Genomic DNA, 19052 nt, shown 5'->3' on the forward strand with positions numbered 1-19052 from the left:
AATGGCGCAGGCTGGCCGCACCGCGAGCCGATATCCGGAACTATCGGCCTGACAAACACATCTGCTTCAATGACATGTCCGATCGCATAGGGTGAGGCTGCCCAAGGACACGGCAGACAGTGGCGCCCTGCAAACCGGCAGCGAGAGCGCGATGCTGCTCCGCTTGCTGCTCCGTGACGTTGCTCAGGCTATGTGGGAGACCGATGCCGAGGGCGCGGTCGTCAGCGATAGTCCGAGTTAGCGCGCCTATATTGGCCAGACGGTGGACGAATGGCTGGGCTATGGCGGCCGACTGCGATCCATCCCGACGACCGGGCCTTTGCGGAACGGCAATGGCGTGAGGCGATGATTGCCGCAGTCCGGTGGACGCCGAATTTCGCCTTCGGGCGCCGCATGGCGGTTGGCGATGGACCAACGTCCGCGGGGTGCCGCTGACGGACGCGGGCGGGATCATAACCCGCTGGGCCGGGCGCAATATCTACATCGATGCCCGCAAACGGGCGGAAATGGCGCTGCGGGAGAGCGAGCACGCGCTCGCATTTGATCTTGCTAGTGCGGAACGGCTGCGCAGCCTTTCCGCACGGCTGGTGCCGGAGGATAGCTTGCAATCCATCTATGACGAGGTTTTGTCCGCCACCATCGCGATCACGTAGCCAGAAGGCGTGCGGGATGGCGTTGAAAACCGGAGAATGCGCGTTCGCCGATTTTCCGGAAGAGGATGCGGACGTTGGGTGTCGGTGTTCGGAGCGTGAGGCTGTGACGGCCCGCCTCAGGCCGTTTTCTGGAGCAGCGGTTCGATCCGAAGATTGACGACGTCGCAGGTCGCGGAGCGGGTCAGGACAAACAGTATTGCGTCGGCCACCTCTTCGGCAGCCAGCATGCGGCCGTCGGCGACCGCTTCACGTTTCTCGTCGTCGCTGCATTCCTGCATCTCGGTGTCGATCGAGCCCGGCTGGATGACGCTGACCTTGATGCGCTTGTCCGCCACTTCCTTGCGCAGCGTCTCGGCAAAGGCCTGAATGCCCGCCTTGGTCGCGGCATAGACGCTTTCGCCCGCTGCCTTGATCTCGGCGCTGATCGATCCGACGAACAGCAAATGGCCTCCGCCCTGCTGTTCCATGCGCAGAATGGCGGCGCGGGCACAGGCGAGATAGCCGGTCAGATTGGCATCGATGACATAGCGCCAGTCAGCATCCGCCATCTCGTGGATCGGCTGGGCACCCAGCGCCGCACAGGCGACCAGGATGTCGATCCCGCCCAGCCGATCGTCGACGGTGGCGAAGACGCGGTCGACCTCCTTGGCCGTGGCGGCATCGGCGACGAGGCCGCTGACGTCGCCCTCCGCGCCTGCCAGCGCCTCGTCCAGCGCCTCCTGATGGCGCCCGAAGGTGACGATGCGCGCGCCCTCCGCCGCCAGTGCCGTCAGCGTGGCACGGCCGATGCCGGTGGTGCCGCCGGTCAGGAGGATCCGGCGGCCGGAGATGTCGGTGCGGGCTTTGGTCATGGCTATTCCCAGGTCAGAATGAGGCGCCCTTGCGCGGGCACGCAATAATCGACCCGGTCGTCATGGGTCGCTTCGGGGTCTATCGTCTCGCCGGTCGCCGTGGTGACGTGGCTGGGGGTCAGCTTGCGCCGTTTGAGGCGAACGAGGCGAAGGCAGGCGGTGCGTGTCTCGCCGCCATCGAGCATGATCGACAGCGCGTGGTCGCCGATCCGTTCCACCGCGCGGATAAGCATGTCGCAATAGAGGCGGAAGGGCGCGCCTTCGACATGGTGGAAGGCGCGACTGGCGAAGATGAAGGCGGCGCCGGCGCCATAGACTTCCTGCCCGACCTGACCGGCCGGCTGCCCGTCCGGGTACAGGTCTTCGAGCGGGAAGGAGAGAGTCGGGTCGATATGGCCGTTGGCCTCGCGCTGCGTTGTCGCGATGGTGTCGTCGGGCAAGGCGTCGGGGTAGTAATACCAGGCGCGCGACAAGGCATGGCGGCAATATTCGCCGATCAGCATCCGCGCCTCGGGATCGAGGTCGGGGCCGCCGTCATCCAGATAATGTTCGAACGCGACGAAGCTGTCGAAACATTCGTACATCGCCATGTACGGCGCATCCTGAAGGCAGGTGACGGCGAGGAACGTTTCGTAATGCTCGGCGTGGCCGATCTGGCTGTCCCACAGCACGGCATTGTGCAGGAAGCTGGCGAGATAGACGTAGCTCTGCTCGCGATAGACGTCGCGATTGGTGATCCGCCACAGCCGCATGCAGGCGGCGGCGCCCCAGGCGGTGAGATTGGCCTGGTAATTGATGTCGAAACGCAGGCCGATGGCGGCATCGATCGCCGCGCGTGCCTCGTCGAGATAAGTCTTGTCGTCGGTCAGTTCGAACGCCTGGAGCATCACCCAGGCATAGATGCCGCCGACATCAGTCTGGCCGCGGCCATCGACGGGCGCTTCCTTCGTAATGATCGAGAAGTCGGTGACGTCATATTCGATTGGCCAACGATATTGGAAATGATGCGCGGCCTTCACGCCATAGCCGATCGCCTTCAGGAACAGGTCCCGCGCGTCGTCGTCGTTGTCCAGGGCAAGCGAGCCCAGGTTGAGCAGAGGGTGGTAGAGGTACCAGCTGTCGACCGCGTCGGCGTTCTTGTCCGGGCCGACATTGGGCAGATAGCGGCGAAACGTACCCAGTCCGTCGTCGAAGAATTTGCGCAACCCGGCCCGGAGTTCGGCCTCCAGCGGATGCGGTTCGCCGCGCCACCGACCCCATTGGTGAAGCGCCGTGATGACCGACATCTGCACCATGATGTCGGGATATTCGGCGCCGGTGTAGGGGTGGACGTAACGATGGCCGTAATGACGGATCGTCGCGGTGGGCGCCGTCGAAAGGTCGTGGGCGGATCGCTCCGCGCGGCCGAGCCAGTCGCGATAGGCAACGGGGGGTGGGTCCAGCAGATCGTAGGCACTGCCCAGCATCTGGACGAATTGTCGCGCCGACTCACGCTCGTGCGGTGGGGCTTGATGCCGGAACACGAGGATCGTGTCGGACAGGGTGACCGGCTCACCCGCCGCCAGCGCGACCTTGGCAGGATCGGCCTGCGCATCGGGGCTGGGCAAAGCATAGCCGAGTTCGGGCCACGCGCCGCCGACCACCTCGCGCGGGCGCGTGCCGGTCGCGCGGAAATAGTCGTTCGAGGCGGTCAGGTTCTGGATGTAGAGGATGTTGCCGAAGGCGGGTTCATCGATCCGGAAGTACAGCAATGCCGTGTTCAATCCGCGCTGCGACGCCTCGACATTGCCCTGCGCACGCAGGGGATCGTCGTTCGTGCCAAGCGGATATAGGTCGCGCGGGGCGAAGGGCAGGATCGTCGGGCGGGCAGGGGTGAAGCGCGTGGTGACACGCAGACGCTCCACCGCATGGAGATCGGCGACGCAGGATATGACATGGTCGCCCATAGCACTAGTGAGGCGCAGACGCGCCGCTTCACCGGGGCCGGGTGGCACCACCGCGCAGTCGAAGGCGGTGGGTACGAAGGCGGCGCGCACCGCGAGCCCGCCTCCGGAGGCGCGCCGGACGATGGCGAAGACGGAATCCTCGGTGCGGTGCAGCGCGATGGACAGGTCCCCGACATCGAATTGCGCCAAAGCTTTTGCGCCATCCCGCAGCATTGTGGGTAGATCGAGGAGATGGGGGCTGATCGCGGGCGGCGCCTCGGCCGTCGCCGTTCGGGGCATCGTATCACTCCGACAGGGTGGCAGACCTTCTTGCAAAGCCTTGGAAAGTCGAGAGTTCCGGCACGATGGCTGGCCGGTAAACTAGGTCAATGCATTTATGGCGTCTTGGCCTGCCGGGCGCGTTTCAGCCGCGTGCGCGCCCTGGCATCGCGCAGCAACGTACCCGGCAAGTCGGTCGCCGCCCGCAGCCCGGCGACCGAAGAAATGTTGCGGATGCTGCGCCGGGTTTCGTTCAACACCTGTCCGATCATCGCCCGCCGCTCGATCTCGCCCTCCTCGCGGATGAGGGAGAGGCGGTGGATGGCATAGAGCCCGATCAGCCCGGCGAGCAGGAAGTAGAAATCCCACGCAGTGAGGGTAATCGGCAGGGTGAAGATACCGTTGGGGCTCCGCCACCGCGCCACCAGCTCGAACTGCCGCGCGGCGAAGAACTGCGCCAGCAGCCCGCCCAGGATCGGCGCGATCCCCGCGGCAACCGCGGTGGTCATCGCATTGGTCGCGACATAGGCGGTGGCCGATCCCTTGGGCGACAGCTTGAGCGCGATATTGGTACTGGCGAGGGTCACGCCGGCGATCGTCGCGCCCATGACGAGGTGAAGCGCGATCAGCCACAGCTTCACCGCCTGCCGGTCACCCAATTGCGACGCGCCGATCATCGCGACGATCGCCAGGATATAGGCGGGTGCGCAGACGCCGAGTACCGATGTGTTGGCGAACCGATCGCTTAGCCGCCCCCACAGGCGGAGCGCGGCGATGTTGGCGATCTGGCTGGCGACGCTGAGCAGCAGAACGAAGCTGACCGCGAAGTGCAGCTGGCGGACGATGAAGACGGTGAAGAAGGGCGTCGCGAGGTTGATCGCGAACTGCCAACTCGCCACGAAGACCAGCAAACGGCGGAAATTGGGGTCGCCCAGCGGCTGGCGGATCAAGGCGCGCAGATCGATGGCACCGCTGGCCGGCGGCATGATTGGTTCCGGCATCATCGCGACGATGCGTGCGCTGATCAGGCCGGTGACGCAGCCCGCGGCGAACATCGCGGCGAACACCCTGTCGCGCGCGGACGAGCCGGCCGGCGTCCAGTCGAGCGCCAGCGCCGCCGCCAGTCCCAGGATCAAGCTGATCGCGGTCAGCCAGATCGTGCGCCGGGCGAAGACATCGCCCAGTCGGTCGTCCGGCGCGAGATCACGCATCCACGCGTTCCAGGCGCAGCCGCCGATCGCGCCGAGCCCGCACAACAGCATCTGCGCGCACAGGAAGACGAGCAGGGCGGACGTGCCGCTCGAAAAGGCGAGGACCGCCATGACGGCCAGCATGGTCCGTCCGATCAGGCTGGAGAGGACGGCGATCAGCTTGCGGCGGCGCCAGCGCTCCACGATCTGGATGGCGGGCAATTGCAGCAACTGGGCGAGGAACGGCATGGCGGCGAGGATGCCGATCATGACGTTCGACGCGCCGAGATGCAGCGCGAAGGCGGTCAGGATCACCCCGCTGGTCAACGCCGCCGCGCCGCCGGAAAAGCCCGCTTCGATGACGAGCAGGCGCAATCCGCGCTCGCGGTCGGCTGTCGTCAGCTCTGGTTGTGGCTGCAGGGACATGCGGGCGGGGCAACGTCCTACCCGAAGCACGGGTTGCGGTAGAGCTCGGCACGGCCTGATCTATATCACTGAGTTCTATAGATATAATTGCAGATGGCGCGCCACCATCCAGGCGATTGCGGGTTTGTGATCCCGTGTGGCGGCAGGTCCGTGGCCCTGTCGTTTGTCCCCGTCGCATGAGGCCGACCCGTCGAATGCCGATCCGATGCCGTTCCCGTCCGATCCCCCGTCCGGCCAGCGAACGGCGATGACGTCGCTCATCCCGTCTCACACGCGTGTCGCCCTGGTGCTCGCCGGGGGGAATGCGCTGGGTGCGTATCAGGCGGGGGTCTATGAGGCGCTGCACGATGCGGGAATCGCACCGGAGTGGATCGTCGGCACGTCGGTCGGTGCGGTCAATGCGGCGATCATTGCAGGCAATGCGTCGGCCGATCGTCTGGCGCGGCTGCGCGATCTGTGGCGGCCCGAAACCGTCGATACATTTGGCACACCATGGTGGGATGTTTCGTTCGACGGCTGGCGTCGCACCGGCGAGGTGATGGCGACGATGATCGGTGGGCGGCAGGGTGTGTTTGCGCCGCTGGGCACCGCGCTGGCCGATCGTAACGCGCCGGCGCTGTACGATACGATGCCCCTGGCCCGTACGCTCGACCGGCTCGTGGACTTCGATCGGCTGAACGAGGGCCCCGTACGCTATACCGCGCAGGCGGTGGCGCTCGATACGGGAGCGGAGGTGGCGTTCGACAGCCGGAACGTCCGGATGACGCCCGATCATATCCGGGCGAGCTGCGCCATGCCGCCCGCCTTTCCGCCGGTCGCGATCGAGGGCGAACGGTTCGTCGATGGCGGCTTGTCCGCCAACCTGCCGCTCGATCCCGTGCTGTCGCAGCCGGGGGAGGGACCGCTGCTGTGCATTTCGGTCGACCTGTTGCCCTTGGCCGGGGCGTCTGCGCCGACGATCGGCGGGATGATCGCGCGAACGCAGGATCTGCTGTTTGCCGCGCAATCGCGCCGTACCCTGGCCCGGTGGCAGGCGCAGTATGCCGTCGATCCCGATCTGGCGGTGGCGTCCGTGACGCTCCTCCAGCTGCACTATGCCGATCAGCAGGCCGAAGTGGCGGGCAAGGCGCTGGATTTCTCACCCCGATCGGTGCGGGCACGATGGGATGCAGGGCTGCGTGACGGCCGGGCGCTGGTCGCGCGGCTGGCGGATGGGGGGATCGCGCTCGGGGCGCACGGGCTGCGCTTGATCACTAGGGCGGACGCATCCGCCGCAACAGCAGGAGACGTGCTATGAAAGCCGCGCGCAAAACCGCCGATGGTCGCTTCGAGATCGCCGAGGTCGACGAGCCCGTTCTGCCCGCCGACGACTGGGTGAAGGCGCGCGTGCGCATGGCGGGCATCTGCGGCACCGACCTGCGCCATTGGGAGAAGGCGGAGGAAGAGCTGCACTGCTGCATCATGGGGCATGAATTGGCGGGCGAGGTGGTCGAGATCGGGCCGGCGGTGGAGCGTGTGGCCATCGGCGACCGGGTGCTGATCGAATCCGTGCTGGGCTGCGGCCATTGCGAATGGTGCCGGGTGCAGCAATACAATCGCTGTCCGGACCTCTATCCCACCCGCCGCGCCAGCGTCTCGCGCGCCTATGCCGAATATGTGATCGGGCCGCAGCACAAGTTTCACAGGTTGCCGGACGACATGGGGCTCGACGATGCCGCACTGCTCGATACCTATGCGGTCGCGCTGCATGCGCAGCATCTGTCGGGTCTGACCATCGGATCGCGCGTGGCAATCATTGGGGCTGGGCCGATCGGGCTGGGCCAGTTGATGCTCGCCAAGGCGAGCGGCGCGACGGTCACGATCATCGACAAGATGCCGCATGCGCTGGCGCTCGCCGAGCGTCTGGGGGCGGATCGGACCGTTCATTCGGGCGAGGCGGACCCCTATGCCGTGGTGCGCGCAATGACCGACGATCGCGGCGCGGACATCGTCTTCGAATGCGCAGGCGGCGAATCCATGCCCGAGACGTTACCGCTCGCGACGCGTCTGGTGCGTCGGGGCGGCACGGTCGTGATCGTCGGTGGTTTCGACGCCGGGGCGATCGCGATTCCGTTGGAGTGGCAGCGTATCCAGATGTCCGAGATCACGCTGATCCCCAGCGCCAGCTTCGCCTTTCACGACATCCACGCCGAGCAGGTGGAGGCGCTCGACCTCGCGGCGCGCGGGGTGTTGAAGACGCAGGAGCTGATCACGCACCGCTTCCCGCTGGATCAGATCAATGAGGCGTTCGAAGTGGCGCAGGATCGCGGCCGGACGGGCGCGATCTTCGTCGGCCTGACGATATGAGTATCGCGCGTTTGACCGAGGCCGAACCGGGGTTAGGCGGTCCCGTGCGATCGTGACCGCAAGCCCTCGCGACACGGCGCTCGCGCTGCTCGCGTCGCGAGCGGAGGGCGCGACGGTGTGCCCGAGCGAGGTCGCGCGCGCGATCGCGCCAGAGGCCTGGCGCGCGGCGATGCCGTCGGTCCATGCCGCTGTCGACACGCTGGTCGAGGGGGGCCGCGTTCAGCTCAGTTGGAAGGGCAAGCCGCTCCCCACGCGCACCGGCCCGTATCGGATCGGCCGCGCGGTCGCGCGCTGACGGGCGATCTGCGACCGTCGCCGGAGCGCACCGACGGTCGCAATTCCGGCCCGGTCAGTCCGCGGCCGTTGCTGCCGGCGCGGATCGGGTGGCCTGCTTCGGTTTGACGTAGCGATCGAGCCAATCGGTCATCTGCCACAGCGTCTCTTCGGTCGATTCCAGCGCGCGATAGCCGTGCGGCTCGTTCGGCAGGACGACATAGCGGACGGTCGCGCCATTGCCCTTCAGCGCGGCATACATCCGTTCCGACTGGATGGGGAAGGTGCCGCTGTTGTCGTCGGCGCCGCCGTGGATCAGGAGGATCGGCGCCTTGATCCGGTTCGCATAGGTGAACGGGCTCATCTCGGTATAGGTGGGCGTTGCCTGCCAATAGGTCCGTTGCTCCGCCTGGAAGCCGAACGGGGTCAGCGTGCGGTTGTACGCACCCGACCGGGCGATGCCGGCGCGGAACAGATCGGTATGCGCGAGCAGATTCGCGGTCATAAACGCGCCATAGCTGTGACCGCCCACCGCCATCCGATCGCGGTCGCCGACGCCGAGCTTCACCACCGCATCGACGGCGGCCTCGGCATCCTCGCGCAGCTGTTTGACATAGGTGTCGTTGGCCTCCGCGCCGCCTTCGCCGATGATCGGCATCGCGGGGTTGTCGAGGATCGCATAGCCCTGGGTGAGCAGGAACAGGTGGCTGATCCCGCGCGGGCGGACGAAGCGATTGCCCTGGTCTACCGTCTGCCCGGCGACCTTGGCATCGGTATATTCGGCCGGATAGGCCCAGAGCAACGTCGGCAGCGGCCCGTCGCGCTTGGCATCATAGCCGGCGGGCAGATACAGCGTCCCCGACAGCGGCACGCCGTCGGCGCGGGCATAGGTGATCGTCTTCTGGGTCACGCCCGCAAACACCGGTGCGGGATCGGCGAAGGCGGTGACGGCCTTCGCCTGGCCGCCCTTGACGCTGCGGATGACGTAATTGGGTGCGAGCTTGGCGCTTTCCCGACGGGTCAGGATGCGCTGCCCGGTGTCGTCGAGCAGCGCCACGACCGTTTCGTAATAGGGCGCCTTGGCCGTCCACAGCCGGGTCTGTTCGCCGCCGGCGAGGGGCATGGTCGCGAGGAAGGGGAAGGCCCCCGCCTTGGTCGCGCCGTCGCCGCTCACATAGACGGCGTCATGGCGGGGCGTGAAGCGCATCACGCGCTTGCCCGCCGCATTGTCCTCCAGGATCGGATCGCCGGGATCGCCATATTGATCCTGGTAATTGCGGGTGAGCAGCATCCGGCTCTCGCCCGGACGCGACGGGGCGACGGCCTGACGATGTTCGGTGCGCGACCGCCATTCGCGGTCGATCACCATCGCAAAGCCGTCATCACCCCATAATGTGGTCGCATAGCGCGCGGGCGTCTTGGCCAGCTCGACCGGCGCGGTATCGAACGGGGCGGCCTGCATCATCAGCTTGTCGTGGAAGGCGATCTTCACGCGCGGGTTGCCGCCGTCGAGCGCCTCGGCCCAGACCAGCGTCGCGGGCGCATCGGCACGCCATTCCGCGTCGCGCGGGCCTTTGACGGTCGCGTCGAAGTCGACGGGCAGATCGTCGGCCAGCGGACGATCGACGAGCGTCTTCACCGGCTTGCCGTCGATCGTCGACACCGTGATCTCAGTGGGGAAGAAGCGCGCGGGCAGCAGATAGGAATAGGGCCGCTTCAGCCGCTCAGTCAGCAAATAGCGGCCGTCGGGCGACACGCTGAAGTCGGTGATCAGCCCCGGCGTTCCGATCGGCTGCGCAGTTCCGTCCAGCGCAATGCGGGTCAGCTGACCGGTGAAATAATGGTCGAATAGCGCCTCGTCATGCGCGTCGCCGAGCAGATCCTCGTACGTGCGCGCGGCCGAGGTGCGGCCGTTGCTCTCCTGCACGACCGGTCCGGTCGGCGTGGTCGTCGCGACCGGCGCCGGCCCGCGCCCGGCGGGAACGGTATAGGCGATCAGGGCTTTGCTGTCGGGCGCCCAGACGAACGGCGTGCCGAAGCTGCCATTGAGCCCTTTGGCGACCACGCGTGCGCTACCGTCGCGCTCCGCGATCCAGAGCGACAGGCCGTCGGGCTCCTGCGCGTAAAAGGCGACATGGCGGCCATCGGGCGACCAATCCGGTGCGGCGAACCGCAACCCCGCCGGCAGGCGCGCCGTCACCGTGCGGCCGCTCGCAATATCCTTGAAGCTCAGCGCATTCAGCCATTGCACGCGAACCTCGGCCTGGCCGTTGGTCGCGGGGTCGATGCGATAGCCGCCCAGCCGCAGAATCGGCTTGGAGAGATTAGCGATCGACGGCAGGTTCTCGCGCCCGAAGATGGCGAGCGTGCTATGGTCGGGGCTGACGGCCACCGCGGGGGTGGGGGACGCCTCCAGCGCCTTGGCGATCGCATCCGGTGCGCGGTGGTAAGTGGTGCCGGCCGGCTGGGCCTGGGCCGTGGTGGCAAGCAGCAGAGCGATCAGGCAGGCACCAGCGCGCATTCGTAACCCCTTATGTGACGGTTCGTTCATGTGCCACGGGGCCATCGCGCCTGCCAGCGATTTCGGGATCGGAGGCGGGCGGTGCCGGGGTCGTTGACGACAGGCGCTTACATCCGCGTTGGTTGCGCGTGGCGATTAATAGCTTGGTGTTCCGCCACGGCGCCGTGATGTTGTCGAGTGTATGCGTGAGACAAGCAGCTGGCGTATCACGCGTTGCGCAGAACGCGCGCCCGACCGTAATCGCGGGACATAGGAGGACGCCCGATGCCGGCCGTATCCGCTTTCATATGGAAAAACCGAGGAAGGTGGTGGACGCACTTGGGCTCGAACCAAGGACCCGCTGATTAAGAGTCAGCTGCTCTACCAACTGAGCTATGCGTCCATGACCTGGCCTGTTTGGTGGCGCTTTGGAGAGGCGCCGGCCCCGTCGGGAGGCGGCCAATTAGCAGGCGTTTTAGATCGTGCAAACCCTTTTTTGCGTTGCGGCGGATTTTTTCGCTTACCAGCGGACGCGGCGACGATTTTCGCGGTCGATCGACATCAGAATGCCCAAGCAAAACAGCACCGTAAGCTGGGCGGAACTGCCGAAGCTGACCAGGGGCAGCGGAATGCCGACGACCGGTGCCAAGCCCATCACCATCGACAGGTTGATCGCGACGTAGAAGAAGATCGTCGTTGCCAGCCCCGCCGCGGTCAGGCGCGCGAAGCGGGTATTGGCCTGCTGCCCGACGTTCACGCCCCAGCGGATCACGAGGAGGAAGGCGAGGATCAGCAGGCAGCCGCCCACGAGGCCCCATTCCTCGGCCATCGTCGCGAAGACGAAGTCGGTATGGCCTTCGGGCAGATAGTCGAGGTGGCTCTGCGTGCCGTTGAGGAAGCCCTTGCCCCACAATCCGCCCGACCCGATCGCAATCTTGGACTGGCTGATGTGGTAGCCGGTGCCGAGCGGGTCGCTTTCGGGATCGAGGAAGATGAGGATGCGATTTCGCTGATAGTCGTGCAGCGCATATTGGAAGGCGAGGGGCCCTGCGACCGCGATTCCGAGCGCTCCGCCGACGAACAGGCGCATTGGGACGCCCGCCAGGAACATCACCGCGATGCCGCCGCCGGTGACCATCAGCGCGGTGCCGAGATCGGGTTGCTTGGCGATCAGCGCGGCAGGAATGCCGATCAGCAGACAGGCAGGCCAGATCGCCCCAAAGCGTCGTGTCTCGCCCGGCGGCAGCATGTCATAGAAGCGCGCGCAGGCCAGTACGATGGCGGGCTTCATGAATTCGGATGGTTGCAGCTTGATGCCGACGTCGAGCCAACGCTGGCTGCCGCCGCGCACCGCGCCGACCAGTTCGACCAGCACCAGCGCGATGACGATGACGACATAAGCCGGCAGCGCCGCGGATCGCCAGAAGCGTTCGGGCACGTAGGACACTGCCAGCGCCATGCCGAGCAGGATGAAGAAGCGGACGCCCTGCGACAGTGCCCAGGGCTGTAGCGAGCCTCCTGCGGCGGAATAGAGCACGATCTGGCCGAAGGTGCCGATCGCCACGATCAGCAGGATGACCCGCCAGGGCAGCCGCGCGATCGGATCGGGGATCAGATGGCCACGGCTCACTGCGTGTTGCCCGCAGCGTCGTCGGGGGAATCGGTGTCGCTCGGCACGTCGCCGTTGGCGACGGCGGGGCCCATCGCCGCCTGCGTCGCATTGGCGAGATCGGTCGCCGCCTCCACCGCGTCGGAATCGCTGGGGACGGTGGAATCGGTCTTGGTCGCGTTGGCCGCGGGCTGCGGCGCCTGGGCGGCGCGATAGGCGGCGGCTTCGGCCGCCATGCGCGTCTTGATGTCGCCGCCCCAAGTGGGCTCGACGTCGGCAAGGCTCTTCATCGCGCGGTCGCGGTCGAACAGCCACGTCATGATGTCGCGGCCGATCATCGGCGTGTCGAGGTTGCGGACGGTGTGGCCATTGTGTTCGAGCACGACCGCGGCGGCATAGCGGGGATTGTCGGCGGGGGCGAAGCAGACGAACAGGGCGTGGTCGCGTAGTTTGAAAGGCAATTGCCCGTTCTTGAGCACCCCCGCGCGCCGTTCCGCCATGGTGATGCGGCGGACCTGGGCCGTGCCCGTCTTTGCCGCGATGGCGACGCCCGGGATCAGCAGCCGCGCCGCCCCGCCGGTGCCGCCCTGGTTCACCACGCCGTACATCGCGTCGCGGACGATCGCGAGATGCTCTGAGGCGAGCGGCAGCGCCGGCGCATCGAGGTGGAGGTGATGCGAGAGAAGGCTTGGCTGCAGGGCGCGACCCGAAGCGAGCCGCGCCGCCATGACGGCAAGCTGCAAGGGGTTGGCGAGCACATAGCCCTGGCCGATCGACGCGTTCAGGCCGTCAGCGACGGTCCACTTCGTCTTGTATTTGCGCAGCTTCCATTCGGAATCTGGCACGGTGCCGTAACGCTGGGTCGCCAGCGGCAGATCGAACTTCTGGCCGAGCCCCATCATCCGCGCGATCGGGGCGATCTTGTCGTAGCCGACACGGCGGATCATTTCGTAGAAATAGATGTCGCAGCTCTGCTCGATCGCGCCCTTCAGGTCGAGCGGGCCGTGGCCACCGCGCTTGTGACAGTGGAAGACGCCGGTGCCGACGCGCATCGCGCCCGAGCAGACGACCCGGTCATGCGCGCCGACGCCCGCAGCGAGCAGGGCGAGACCGTTCATCGGCTTCACCGTCGAACCCGGCGGGTACAGCCCCTGCGTTACCTTGTTCATCAAGGGGACGTGATCGTTGTCCGACAGCATCTTCCATTCGAGATGACTGATGCCGTCCGAGAAGCTGTTGGGATCGTAGGCGGGCATCGACACCATCGCCAGCATCTCGCCGGTGCGGCAGTCGATTACTACCGCCGAACCCGAATTGGTGCCGAGACGGCGCGCGGCATATTCTTGCAGCCCGGCGTCGATCGTCAGCTTCTGCGTCTTGCCGGGGACATCGGCACGGGTAGGCAGTTCGGCGACGACCTTGCCGCGCGCGGTCACCTCGACGCGCTTGGCACCGGGCGTGCCGCGCAGCTCGCTTTCCAGCTGCTTCTCAAGACCATCCTTGCCGAGCTTGAAACCCGGTGTGACGAGCAGGGGGTCGTGCGTCTTCTTATATTGTTCGGCGTTAGCCGCGCCGACATAGCCGGTCAGATGCGCGACCGCGGCGCCGGCGGGATAGTTGCGGGCGAAGCCGCGCGTCGGCGCAACGCCGGGGAGTTCGGGCTGGCGCAGGCTGATCGCGGCGAAGCGATCCCAGCTGATATTCTCGGCCACCTGTACCGGCTGGAAACCCGCGGCACCTTTCAGGTCGATGCGGATCCGCTCGATTTCCTCGGGCGGCAGGTCGAGCAGCTTGGCGAGCCGCGCCAGCACGCGGTCGCGCCCCGCATCGCCGCCCTCCAGCCGATCGGGAATGATATCGACGCGGAAATCGGTGCGGTTGTCGGCGATAGCGGCGCCATGGCGATCGACGATCCAGCCGCGCCGGGGCGGGATCATCGTCAGGTTGACGCGGTTGCTTTCGGCAAGAAGGTTGTACTTTTCGTTCTGGGCGATCGCGAGATAGCCCATGCGGCCGGCGAGCATGACGCCGACGGCGCCCTGCGCGGTGCCGAGCAGCCACGCCCGTCGCGAGAAGCTGTACGCCTGCATCGCTTCGGTGACGATCCGGGAGGAACGCTTCACGCGGTCGGCCCTCGCTTGCGATCGATCCACGCGACCAGACGGGCCGACAGGGGGAACAGCATCACGGAGATCATGGTCTGCGCCAATAGCACAGTATCGACGTGCGCGCCGATGGGAACCGCGATCCAGCGCCCTATTGCGGTGCAAAAAACGATTGCGCCGCTGGCAATCAGCCAGTCCTGCCAGAAATCGCGGGTGACGAGGCGCTGCTCGATCAGCTCGATCGCGATAAAGCAGAGCGACCACAACAGCATCGCCGATCCGAGCGGCTGACCGCTCACCAGATCGTCGAACAGGCCGAGCGGCGCTGCGGCCCAGGGGCGCAACGCGAAGCGTGCGAGCAGACGCCAGCTAAGCAGCAGAATCAGCCCGAGCGGCGGCATCAGTGGCAGGCTGGCGACCACCGGTACGACTGCGGTCAGCGCCGACGCAGCCAATACGCTGACCCAAGGGAGCGCACGGGCCCGCCCCGGGGGCAGCGGCGCCTGGAAGGGCCGATAGTCGATCGAATTGCGGGTCGTCACCGGATCACGGCACCGCCGGGCGGGCCGGCGGGGGCGGCGGCATCGGCACGTAGGGGCGCTCGACCACCGCGAAATCCAGCGCATCGGGTGCCATGAAGGGCGTCGCGGCGACGCTGTCCATGCCGTTGCGATCGACCTGCGCCACCGGCACCCCGGGCGCGTACAGGCCGCCCGTGCCCGAGGTCACGAACATGTCGCCGCGGTTGAAGCGTACGTTGGTCGCGTCGACCGAGCGGATATCGACGCGTCCGTCACCGCGCCCCGCGGCGATAGCGGCAACGCCGTCGCGGGTCCGGCGGACGGGCACGAGGCTTTCGGGATCGGTGATCAGCAACACGCGCGCGGCGATCGGCCCGGATTCGAGGACGCGGCCGACGAGGCCATCCGGCCCGCGTACCGGCATGCCGGGCTGCACCCCCTGCAATCGCCCGGCGTTGAGCAGCGCGAAGCGCCGTCCGCTGCTGGCGGTCGATCCGACGAGCCGTGCCGCGATGACGGCCTCGGGCGTGCGGTCGCGGACGCGCAGCAGCGCGCGCAGGCGGCGGTTGTCATAGGCGATGATCCGCGCGCGGGTCAGCAGCGCGCGACTGCGGGCGACTTCGGCGCGAAGCTGCGCATTCTCGCCATGCACGCCGATCCACGTGCCGATCGCGCGCGGTACGGAGGCGACGGCATCCACCCCCGCATCGAGCACGCCGGCGATCGGCGCGGTGACGCTCGCCACGGCCATGCGCGCCGTGCCGAACGCCGGCGGGTGGACCGAGGACACGACGAGCAACACGGCCCCCACCACCGCGCCCGCCACCGCGAGCACGTAGCCGATGAACGTCGAATATTGCCGTCGCCGCGAAAAACCGGTGCGACGGTCGCGGGCAGGCGCCATGCGCCGGGTCCCCCGTCCTGTAAGTGTGGGTAAGCCGTTACGTCGTTGCGGGCGCTCAGCCGGTTTGCAGCACGCCGCGGAACATCGGATCCTCCAGCGCGCGGCCGGTGCCGAGCGCGACGCAGGTCAACGGGTCCTCGGCGACGGTCACCGGCAGGCCGGTTTCGTCGCGCAGCACCTCGTCCAATCCTTCGAGCAGCGCGCCGCCGCCGGTCAGCACGATGCCCTGGTCGACGATGTCCGCCGCCAGCTCCGGCGCGGTGTTTTCGAGCGCGACGCGCACGCCCTCGACGATCGTCGCGACCGGCTCGCTCAGGGCCTCGGCGATCTGGCCCTGGTTGATCTGGATCTCCTTGGGCACGCCGTTGACGAGATCGCGGCCCTTGATGTGGATGATCTTGCCGATGCCGTCGACCGGCGGGCGGGCGATGCCGACTTCCTGCTTGATGCGCTCGGCGGTGGCTTCGCCGATGAGGAGGTTGTGGTTGCGGCGGACGTAACTGACGATCGCCTCGTCCATCTTGTCGCCGCCGACGCGGACGCTGGTGGTATAGGCGAGACCACGCAGGCTGAGCACCGCGACTTCGGTGGTGCCGCCGCCGATGTCGACGACCATGCTGCCGATCGGTTCGGTGACGGGCATGTCGGCGCCGATCGCGGCCGCCATCGGCTCTTCGATCAGATAGACCTGGCTGGCGCCGGCGTTCGACGCGGCGTCGCGGATCGCGCGGCGTTCGACCTTGGTCGAGCCCGACGGCACGCAGATCACGATTTCCGGCCAGCGCGCGAACTTGCGGGGGCCGTGCACCTTGCGGATGAAGTGCTTGATCATCTCCTCGGCGACGTCGATGTCGGCAATGACGCCATCGCGCAGCGGCCGGATCGCCTCGATCGAACCCGGGGTCTTGCCCATCATCAGCTTGGCGTCGTCACCGACCGCCTTCACCCGCTTGACGCCGTTGATCGTCTCGACCGCGACGACCGACGGCTCGTTGAGCACGATGCCGCGCCCGCGGACGTACACCAGCGTATTCGCGGTGCCGAGATCGATCGCCATGTCGTGGGACATGAATTTGAAGAAGCGGGGGAGAGCCATGGAGCGCAGGGTTCCGTGTTCGGGACGCACAAAAAGTACCGCTTCATCCGTCGCAGGCCGTGTCGGCCAGGAGGTTCGTCACGTCTTGCGTAGGGCTCGCGGGATGCGTCCGCTTGGTATAGAGCTTGCGCAGTGTCAATACGCCGTCTGCCCGAACATCTCGTCAACCGCATCGCCGCCGGTGAAGTGGTGGAAAGGCCCGCCAGCGCGTTGAAGGAGCTGGTCGAAAACGCCATCGACGCCGGTGCGAATCGCATTGCGGTGATGCTGGCGAACGGCGGGCTCGCGCGGATCGAGGTGGTCGACGACGGCTGTGGCATGGCGCCAGCCGACATGGCGCTGGCGCTCGAACGGCATGCGACGTCCAAGCTGCCCGACGAAGCCATTGAAAATGTGACGACCATGGGCTTTCGCGGCGAAGCCTTGCCCTCGATCGCCAGCGTCGCGCGGCTGACGATCGAAAGCCGGGTGCGCGGCGCAGAGGGCTGGGCGCGGACGGTCGACAACGGCATCGTCGCGCGCGAAGGGCCCGCCGCCTTGCCGCCGGGCACGCGCGTGATCGTCGAAGATCTGTTCGGACGCGTGCCGGCGCGGCGCAAATTTTTGCGATCGCCCCGCGCCGAATATGCCGCCTGTCTCGATACGGTACGTCGGCTGGCGATGGCGCGGCCCGATATCGCCTTCACGCTGGAGCATGACGGCCGCCGCGCGCTCGCCGCGATGCTGGCCGAGGACCGGCCGGCACGGGTTGCCGGGCTGACGGACCGGGCGCTCGCCGACAATGCGGTGACGATCGATCTGGAACGGCCGACCGATTCGGGGCCGATTGTGCTGGGCGGCGTGGCCAGCATCCCGACCTACAATCGCGGTGTCGCCGACCACCAATATCTGTTCGTCAACGGCCGCCCCGTGCGCGACCGGTTGCTGATGGGCGCGATCCGCGGCGCCTATGCCGAGATGCTGCCGCGCGACCGCCATGCGGTGGTGGCGCTGTTCCTCGACGTCCCACCGGCGGAGGTGGACGTGAACGTCCATCCCGCGAAGACCGAGGTGCGCTTTCGCGATCCCGCGATGGTGCGCGGCATGATCGTGTCGGGGCTGCGGCGCGCGCTGGATGCGGCCGGGCATCGCAGCGTGCAACGACCGGCCGAGGACGCACTCGCGATGTGGCGGCCGGAGCCGGTCGCGCTCCATCCGTCGGGCGTTGTGGCGGCGGAGGGCGGGTCTGCACCGTCGATGGAGGTGGGCGCGTATTCAGCGGCGGATGGCGCGGGGCTGTTCGCGCAGCGCTACGTCAACGATGCCCGCCCGACGTTCGTCACGCCGCCCCCCGCCGCGCGGGCCGAGCCGGCCTATGCGCTGCCGCCGTCGACCGTCGCGCACCCGCTGGGCGTCGCGCGCGGACAGGTAGCGCGGACCTATATCGTCGCGGAAGCGGAAGATGGGTTGGTGCTGGTCGACCAGCATGCGGCGCATGAGCGGCTGGTGCTCGAGCGGATGCGTGCGGGACTGGCCGGTGGGCGGGTCGCGGCACAGGCGCTGCTGATCCCCGAGGTGGTCGAATTGGACGAGCCCGCCTGCGACCGCCTCGAATCGCGGATCGGCGAACTCGCCGAACTGGGGCTGGAGCTGGAGCGGTTCGGGCCGACGGCGATGCTGGTACGCGCGACCCCGGCCTTGCTGGGTCAGGCCGATCCGGCGGGGCTTATCACCGATCTGGCGGACGAACTCGCCGCATTCGACCAGGCGCTGTCGCTACGCGAGCGACTGGACGCCGTGGCTGGCACAATGGCGTGCCATGGGTCGGTACGGGCAGGGCGGGTGCTGGGCGTCGCCGAGATGAATGCGCTGCTGCGCGAGATGGAGGCTACGCCGCACTCGGGCCAATGTAACCACGGTCGGCCGACATGGGTGAAACTGGCGCATGGAGATATTGAGCGTCTGTTCGGTCGTCGCTGAACAGCCAGGCTTCCGCCTCCGCACGGCTGAAGAAATGGGCGACGCCCTCGCGCTCGGGCGGATTGAGCCGTTTGGCTTGGTGGCGGGACAGCGACATGCCGACGACCATCGCGAGCCGCCGGCCCTGCCGCACCGGATCGCGCACAATGGCGGTGAAGGCGTTGACCACATCCTGCGACTGGATGCTCATGTCCGAAATATCGCAGAGCGTCAGATGCGCATTGGGCGCACATCGCAGAAGGCCATGCGCCTGTGCCCATTCCCGATCGAAGGCGGCCACGTCGGGCAACAGGAAGAACCCCGACAGGGTGATGTAGGTGACACCCCGAGCGGTATCCGGTTCCACGCGAAATCGAGCAGGAGAATGCAGGCCCATGAATGTGTCCATATCGGTGTGGACTTTCATGGACGTTAA

At 67.1% G+C, this 19052-nt stretch carries 15 protein-coding genes and 1 tRNA gene; 5 read left to right on the forward strand and 11 right to left on the reverse strand.

The genetic code is table 11. The features are described from left to right. Window positions 1–362: 362 nt before the first annotated feature. A complete protein-coding gene (locus ACGVWT_RS01065) occupies window positions 363–653 on the forward strand; it encodes a hypothetical protein (RefSeq protein WP_315462150.1) in 291 nt (96 codons plus the stop codon). Window positions 654–769: 116 nt separating this feature from the next. Here ACGVWT_RS01065 and ACGVWT_RS01070 read toward each other — a convergent pair whose 3' ends face one another. From ACGVWT_RS01070 to ACGVWT_RS01080, 3 genes are all read right to left on the reverse strand, one after another. Then, complete coding sequence (locus tag ACGVWT_RS01070) at window positions 770–1504, reverse strand: SDR family oxidoreductase (protein WP_315462149.1); 735 nt, start codon at window positions 1502–1504, stop codon at window positions 770–772. 2 nt (window positions 1505–1506) lie between these two features. Further along, a complete protein-coding gene (locus tag ACGVWT_RS01075) occupies window positions 1507–3729 on the reverse strand; it encodes a hypothetical protein (RefSeq protein WP_394425113.1) in 2223 nt (740 codons plus the stop codon). 95 nt (window positions 3730–3824) lie between these two features. Next, window positions 3825–5324, reverse strand: coding sequence for an MFS transporter (locus tag ACGVWT_RS01080; protein WP_315462147.1), 1500 nt, complete (start codon window positions 5322–5324; stop codon window positions 3825–3827). 247 nt (window positions 5325–5571) lie between these two features. Here ACGVWT_RS01080 and ACGVWT_RS01085 point away from each other — a divergent pair, with 247 nt between their 5' ends. The 3 genes from ACGVWT_RS01085 to ACGVWT_RS01095 are packed head-to-tail and all read left to right on the forward strand — an operon-like array spanning window position 5572 to window position 7965. Further along, window positions 5572–6621, forward strand: a complete 1050-nt coding sequence (locus ACGVWT_RS01085) for a patatin-like phospholipase family protein (protein WP_315462146.1) — start codon at window positions 5572–5574, stop codon at window positions 6619–6621. Continuing rightward, window positions 6618–7670, forward strand: a complete 1053-nt coding sequence (locus ACGVWT_RS01090) for a zinc-binding dehydrogenase (RefSeq protein WP_315462145.1) — start codon at window positions 6618–6620, stop codon at window positions 7668–7670. The genes ACGVWT_RS01085 and ACGVWT_RS01090 overlap by 4 nt, the downstream gene beginning before the upstream one ends. A gap of 52 nt (window positions 7671–7722) precedes the next feature. Next, on the forward strand, window positions 7723–7965 hold the full coding sequence (locus ACGVWT_RS01095) for a DUF3253 domain-containing protein (protein WP_315462144.1): 243 nt from the start codon (window positions 7723–7725) through the stop codon (window positions 7963–7965). Between the two features lie 54 nt (window positions 7966–8019). Here the strand turns inward: ACGVWT_RS01095 and ACGVWT_RS01100 are convergent, their stop codons facing one another. The 7 genes from ACGVWT_RS01100 to ACGVWT_RS01130 all read right to left on the reverse strand — a co-directional run bounded on the left by ACGVWT_RS01100 (window position 8020) and on the right by ACGVWT_RS01130 (window position 16678). After that, a complete protein-coding gene (locus ACGVWT_RS01100) occupies window positions 8020–10464 on the reverse strand; it encodes a prolyl oligopeptidase family serine peptidase (RefSeq protein WP_315462143.1) in 2445 nt (814 codons plus the stop codon). A gap of 306 nt (window positions 10465–10770) precedes the next feature. Beyond that, window positions 10771–10846, reverse strand: a tRNA-Lys gene (locus tag ACGVWT_RS01105). 117 nt (window positions 10847–10963) lie between these two features. Further along, window positions 10964–12073 carry a rod shape-determining protein RodA gene (gene rodA / locus ACGVWT_RS01110; protein ID WP_315462142.1) on the reverse strand — a complete coding sequence of 370 codons (1110 nt, stop codon included), beginning with the start codon at window positions 12071–12073 and terminating at the stop codon, window positions 10964–10966. Beyond that, window positions 12070–14175: a penicillin-binding protein 2 gene (mrdA, locus tag ACGVWT_RS01115; protein WP_315462141.1), complete on the reverse strand. Its 2106-nt coding sequence runs from the start codon at window positions 14173–14175 to the stop codon at window positions 12070–12072. Before mrdA ends, rodA begins: the two co-directional genes overlap by 4 nt. Then, window positions 14172–14699: a rod shape-determining protein MreD gene (mreD, locus tag ACGVWT_RS01120; protein ID WP_315462140.1), complete on the reverse strand. Its 528-nt coding sequence runs from the start codon at window positions 14697–14699 to the stop codon at window positions 14172–14174. Before mreD ends, mrdA begins: the two co-directional genes overlap by 4 nt. Before the next feature lie 4 nt (window positions 14700–14703). Further along, window positions 14704–15582 (reverse strand): rod shape-determining protein MreC, encoded by an 879-nt coding sequence (gene mreC / locus ACGVWT_RS01125; RefSeq protein ID WP_315462139.1) that lies wholly within the window; start codon window positions 15580–15582, stop codon window positions 14704–14706. Between the two features lie 55 nt (window positions 15583–15637). Beyond that, a complete protein-coding gene (locus ACGVWT_RS01130; protein ID WP_018250722.1) occupies window positions 15638–16678 on the reverse strand; it encodes a rod shape-determining protein in 1041 nt (346 codons plus the stop codon). A gap of 132 nt (window positions 16679–16810) precedes the next feature. On the opposite strand from ACGVWT_RS01130, the gene mutL reads away from it, so the two are divergent. Next, window positions 16811–18637, forward strand: coding sequence for a DNA mismatch repair endonuclease MutL (gene mutL / locus ACGVWT_RS01135; RefSeq protein WP_315462138.1), 1827 nt, complete (start codon window positions 16811–16813; stop codon window positions 18635–18637). Here the strand turns inward: mutL and ACGVWT_RS01140 are convergent. Continuing rightward, window positions 18546–19043 carry a hypothetical protein gene (locus ACGVWT_RS01140; RefSeq protein WP_315471927.1) on the reverse strand — a complete coding sequence of 166 codons (498 nt, stop codon included), beginning with the start codon at window positions 19041–19043 and terminating at the stop codon, window positions 18546–18548. The two genes, mutL and ACGVWT_RS01140, sit on opposite strands and share 92 nt — an antisense overlap. Window positions 19044–19052 lie beyond the last annotated feature (9 nt).

The organism is Sphingomonas sp. S6, assembly GCF_043498045.1.
Taxonomy (GTDB): domain Bacteria; phylum Pseudomonadota; class Alphaproteobacteria; order Sphingomonadales; family Sphingomonadaceae; genus Sphingomonas.

Coding starts and splice junctions, on each gene's coding strand:
- ACGVWT_RS01070 (WP_315462149.1), bottom strand. CDS start 1,504: ATGACCAAAGCCCGCACCGACATCTCCGGCCGCCGGATCCTCCTGACC.
- ACGVWT_RS01075 (WP_394425113.1), bottom strand. CDS start 3,729: ATGCCCCGAACGGCGACGGCCGAGGCGCCGCCCGCGATCAGCCCCCAT.
- ACGVWT_RS01080 (WP_315462147.1), bottom strand. CDS start 5,324: ATGTCCCTGCAGCCACAACCAGAGCTGACGACAGCCGACCGCGAGCGC.
- ACGVWT_RS01085 (WP_315462146.1), top strand. CDS start 5,572: ATGACGTCGCTCATCCCGTCTCACACGCGTGTCGCCCTGGTGCTCGCC.
- ACGVWT_RS01090 (WP_315462145.1), top strand. CDS start 6,618: ATGAAAGCCGCGCGCAAAACCGCCGATGGTCGCTTCGAGATCGCCGAG.
- ACGVWT_RS01100 (WP_315462143.1), bottom strand. CDS start 10,464: ATGCGCGCTGGTGCCTGCCTGATCGCTCTGCTGCTTGCCACCACGGCC.
- mreC (WP_315462139.1), bottom strand. CDS start 15,582: ATGGCGCCTGCCCGCGACCGTCGCACCGGTTTTTCGCGGCGACGGCAA.
- ACGVWT_RS01130 (WP_018250722.1), bottom strand. CDS start 16,678: ATGGCTCTCCCCCGCTTCTTCAAATTCATGTCCCACGACATGGCGATC.
- ACGVWT_RS01140 (WP_315471927.1), bottom strand. CDS start 19,043: ATGAAAGTCCACACCGATATGGACACATTCATGGGCCTGCATTCTCCT.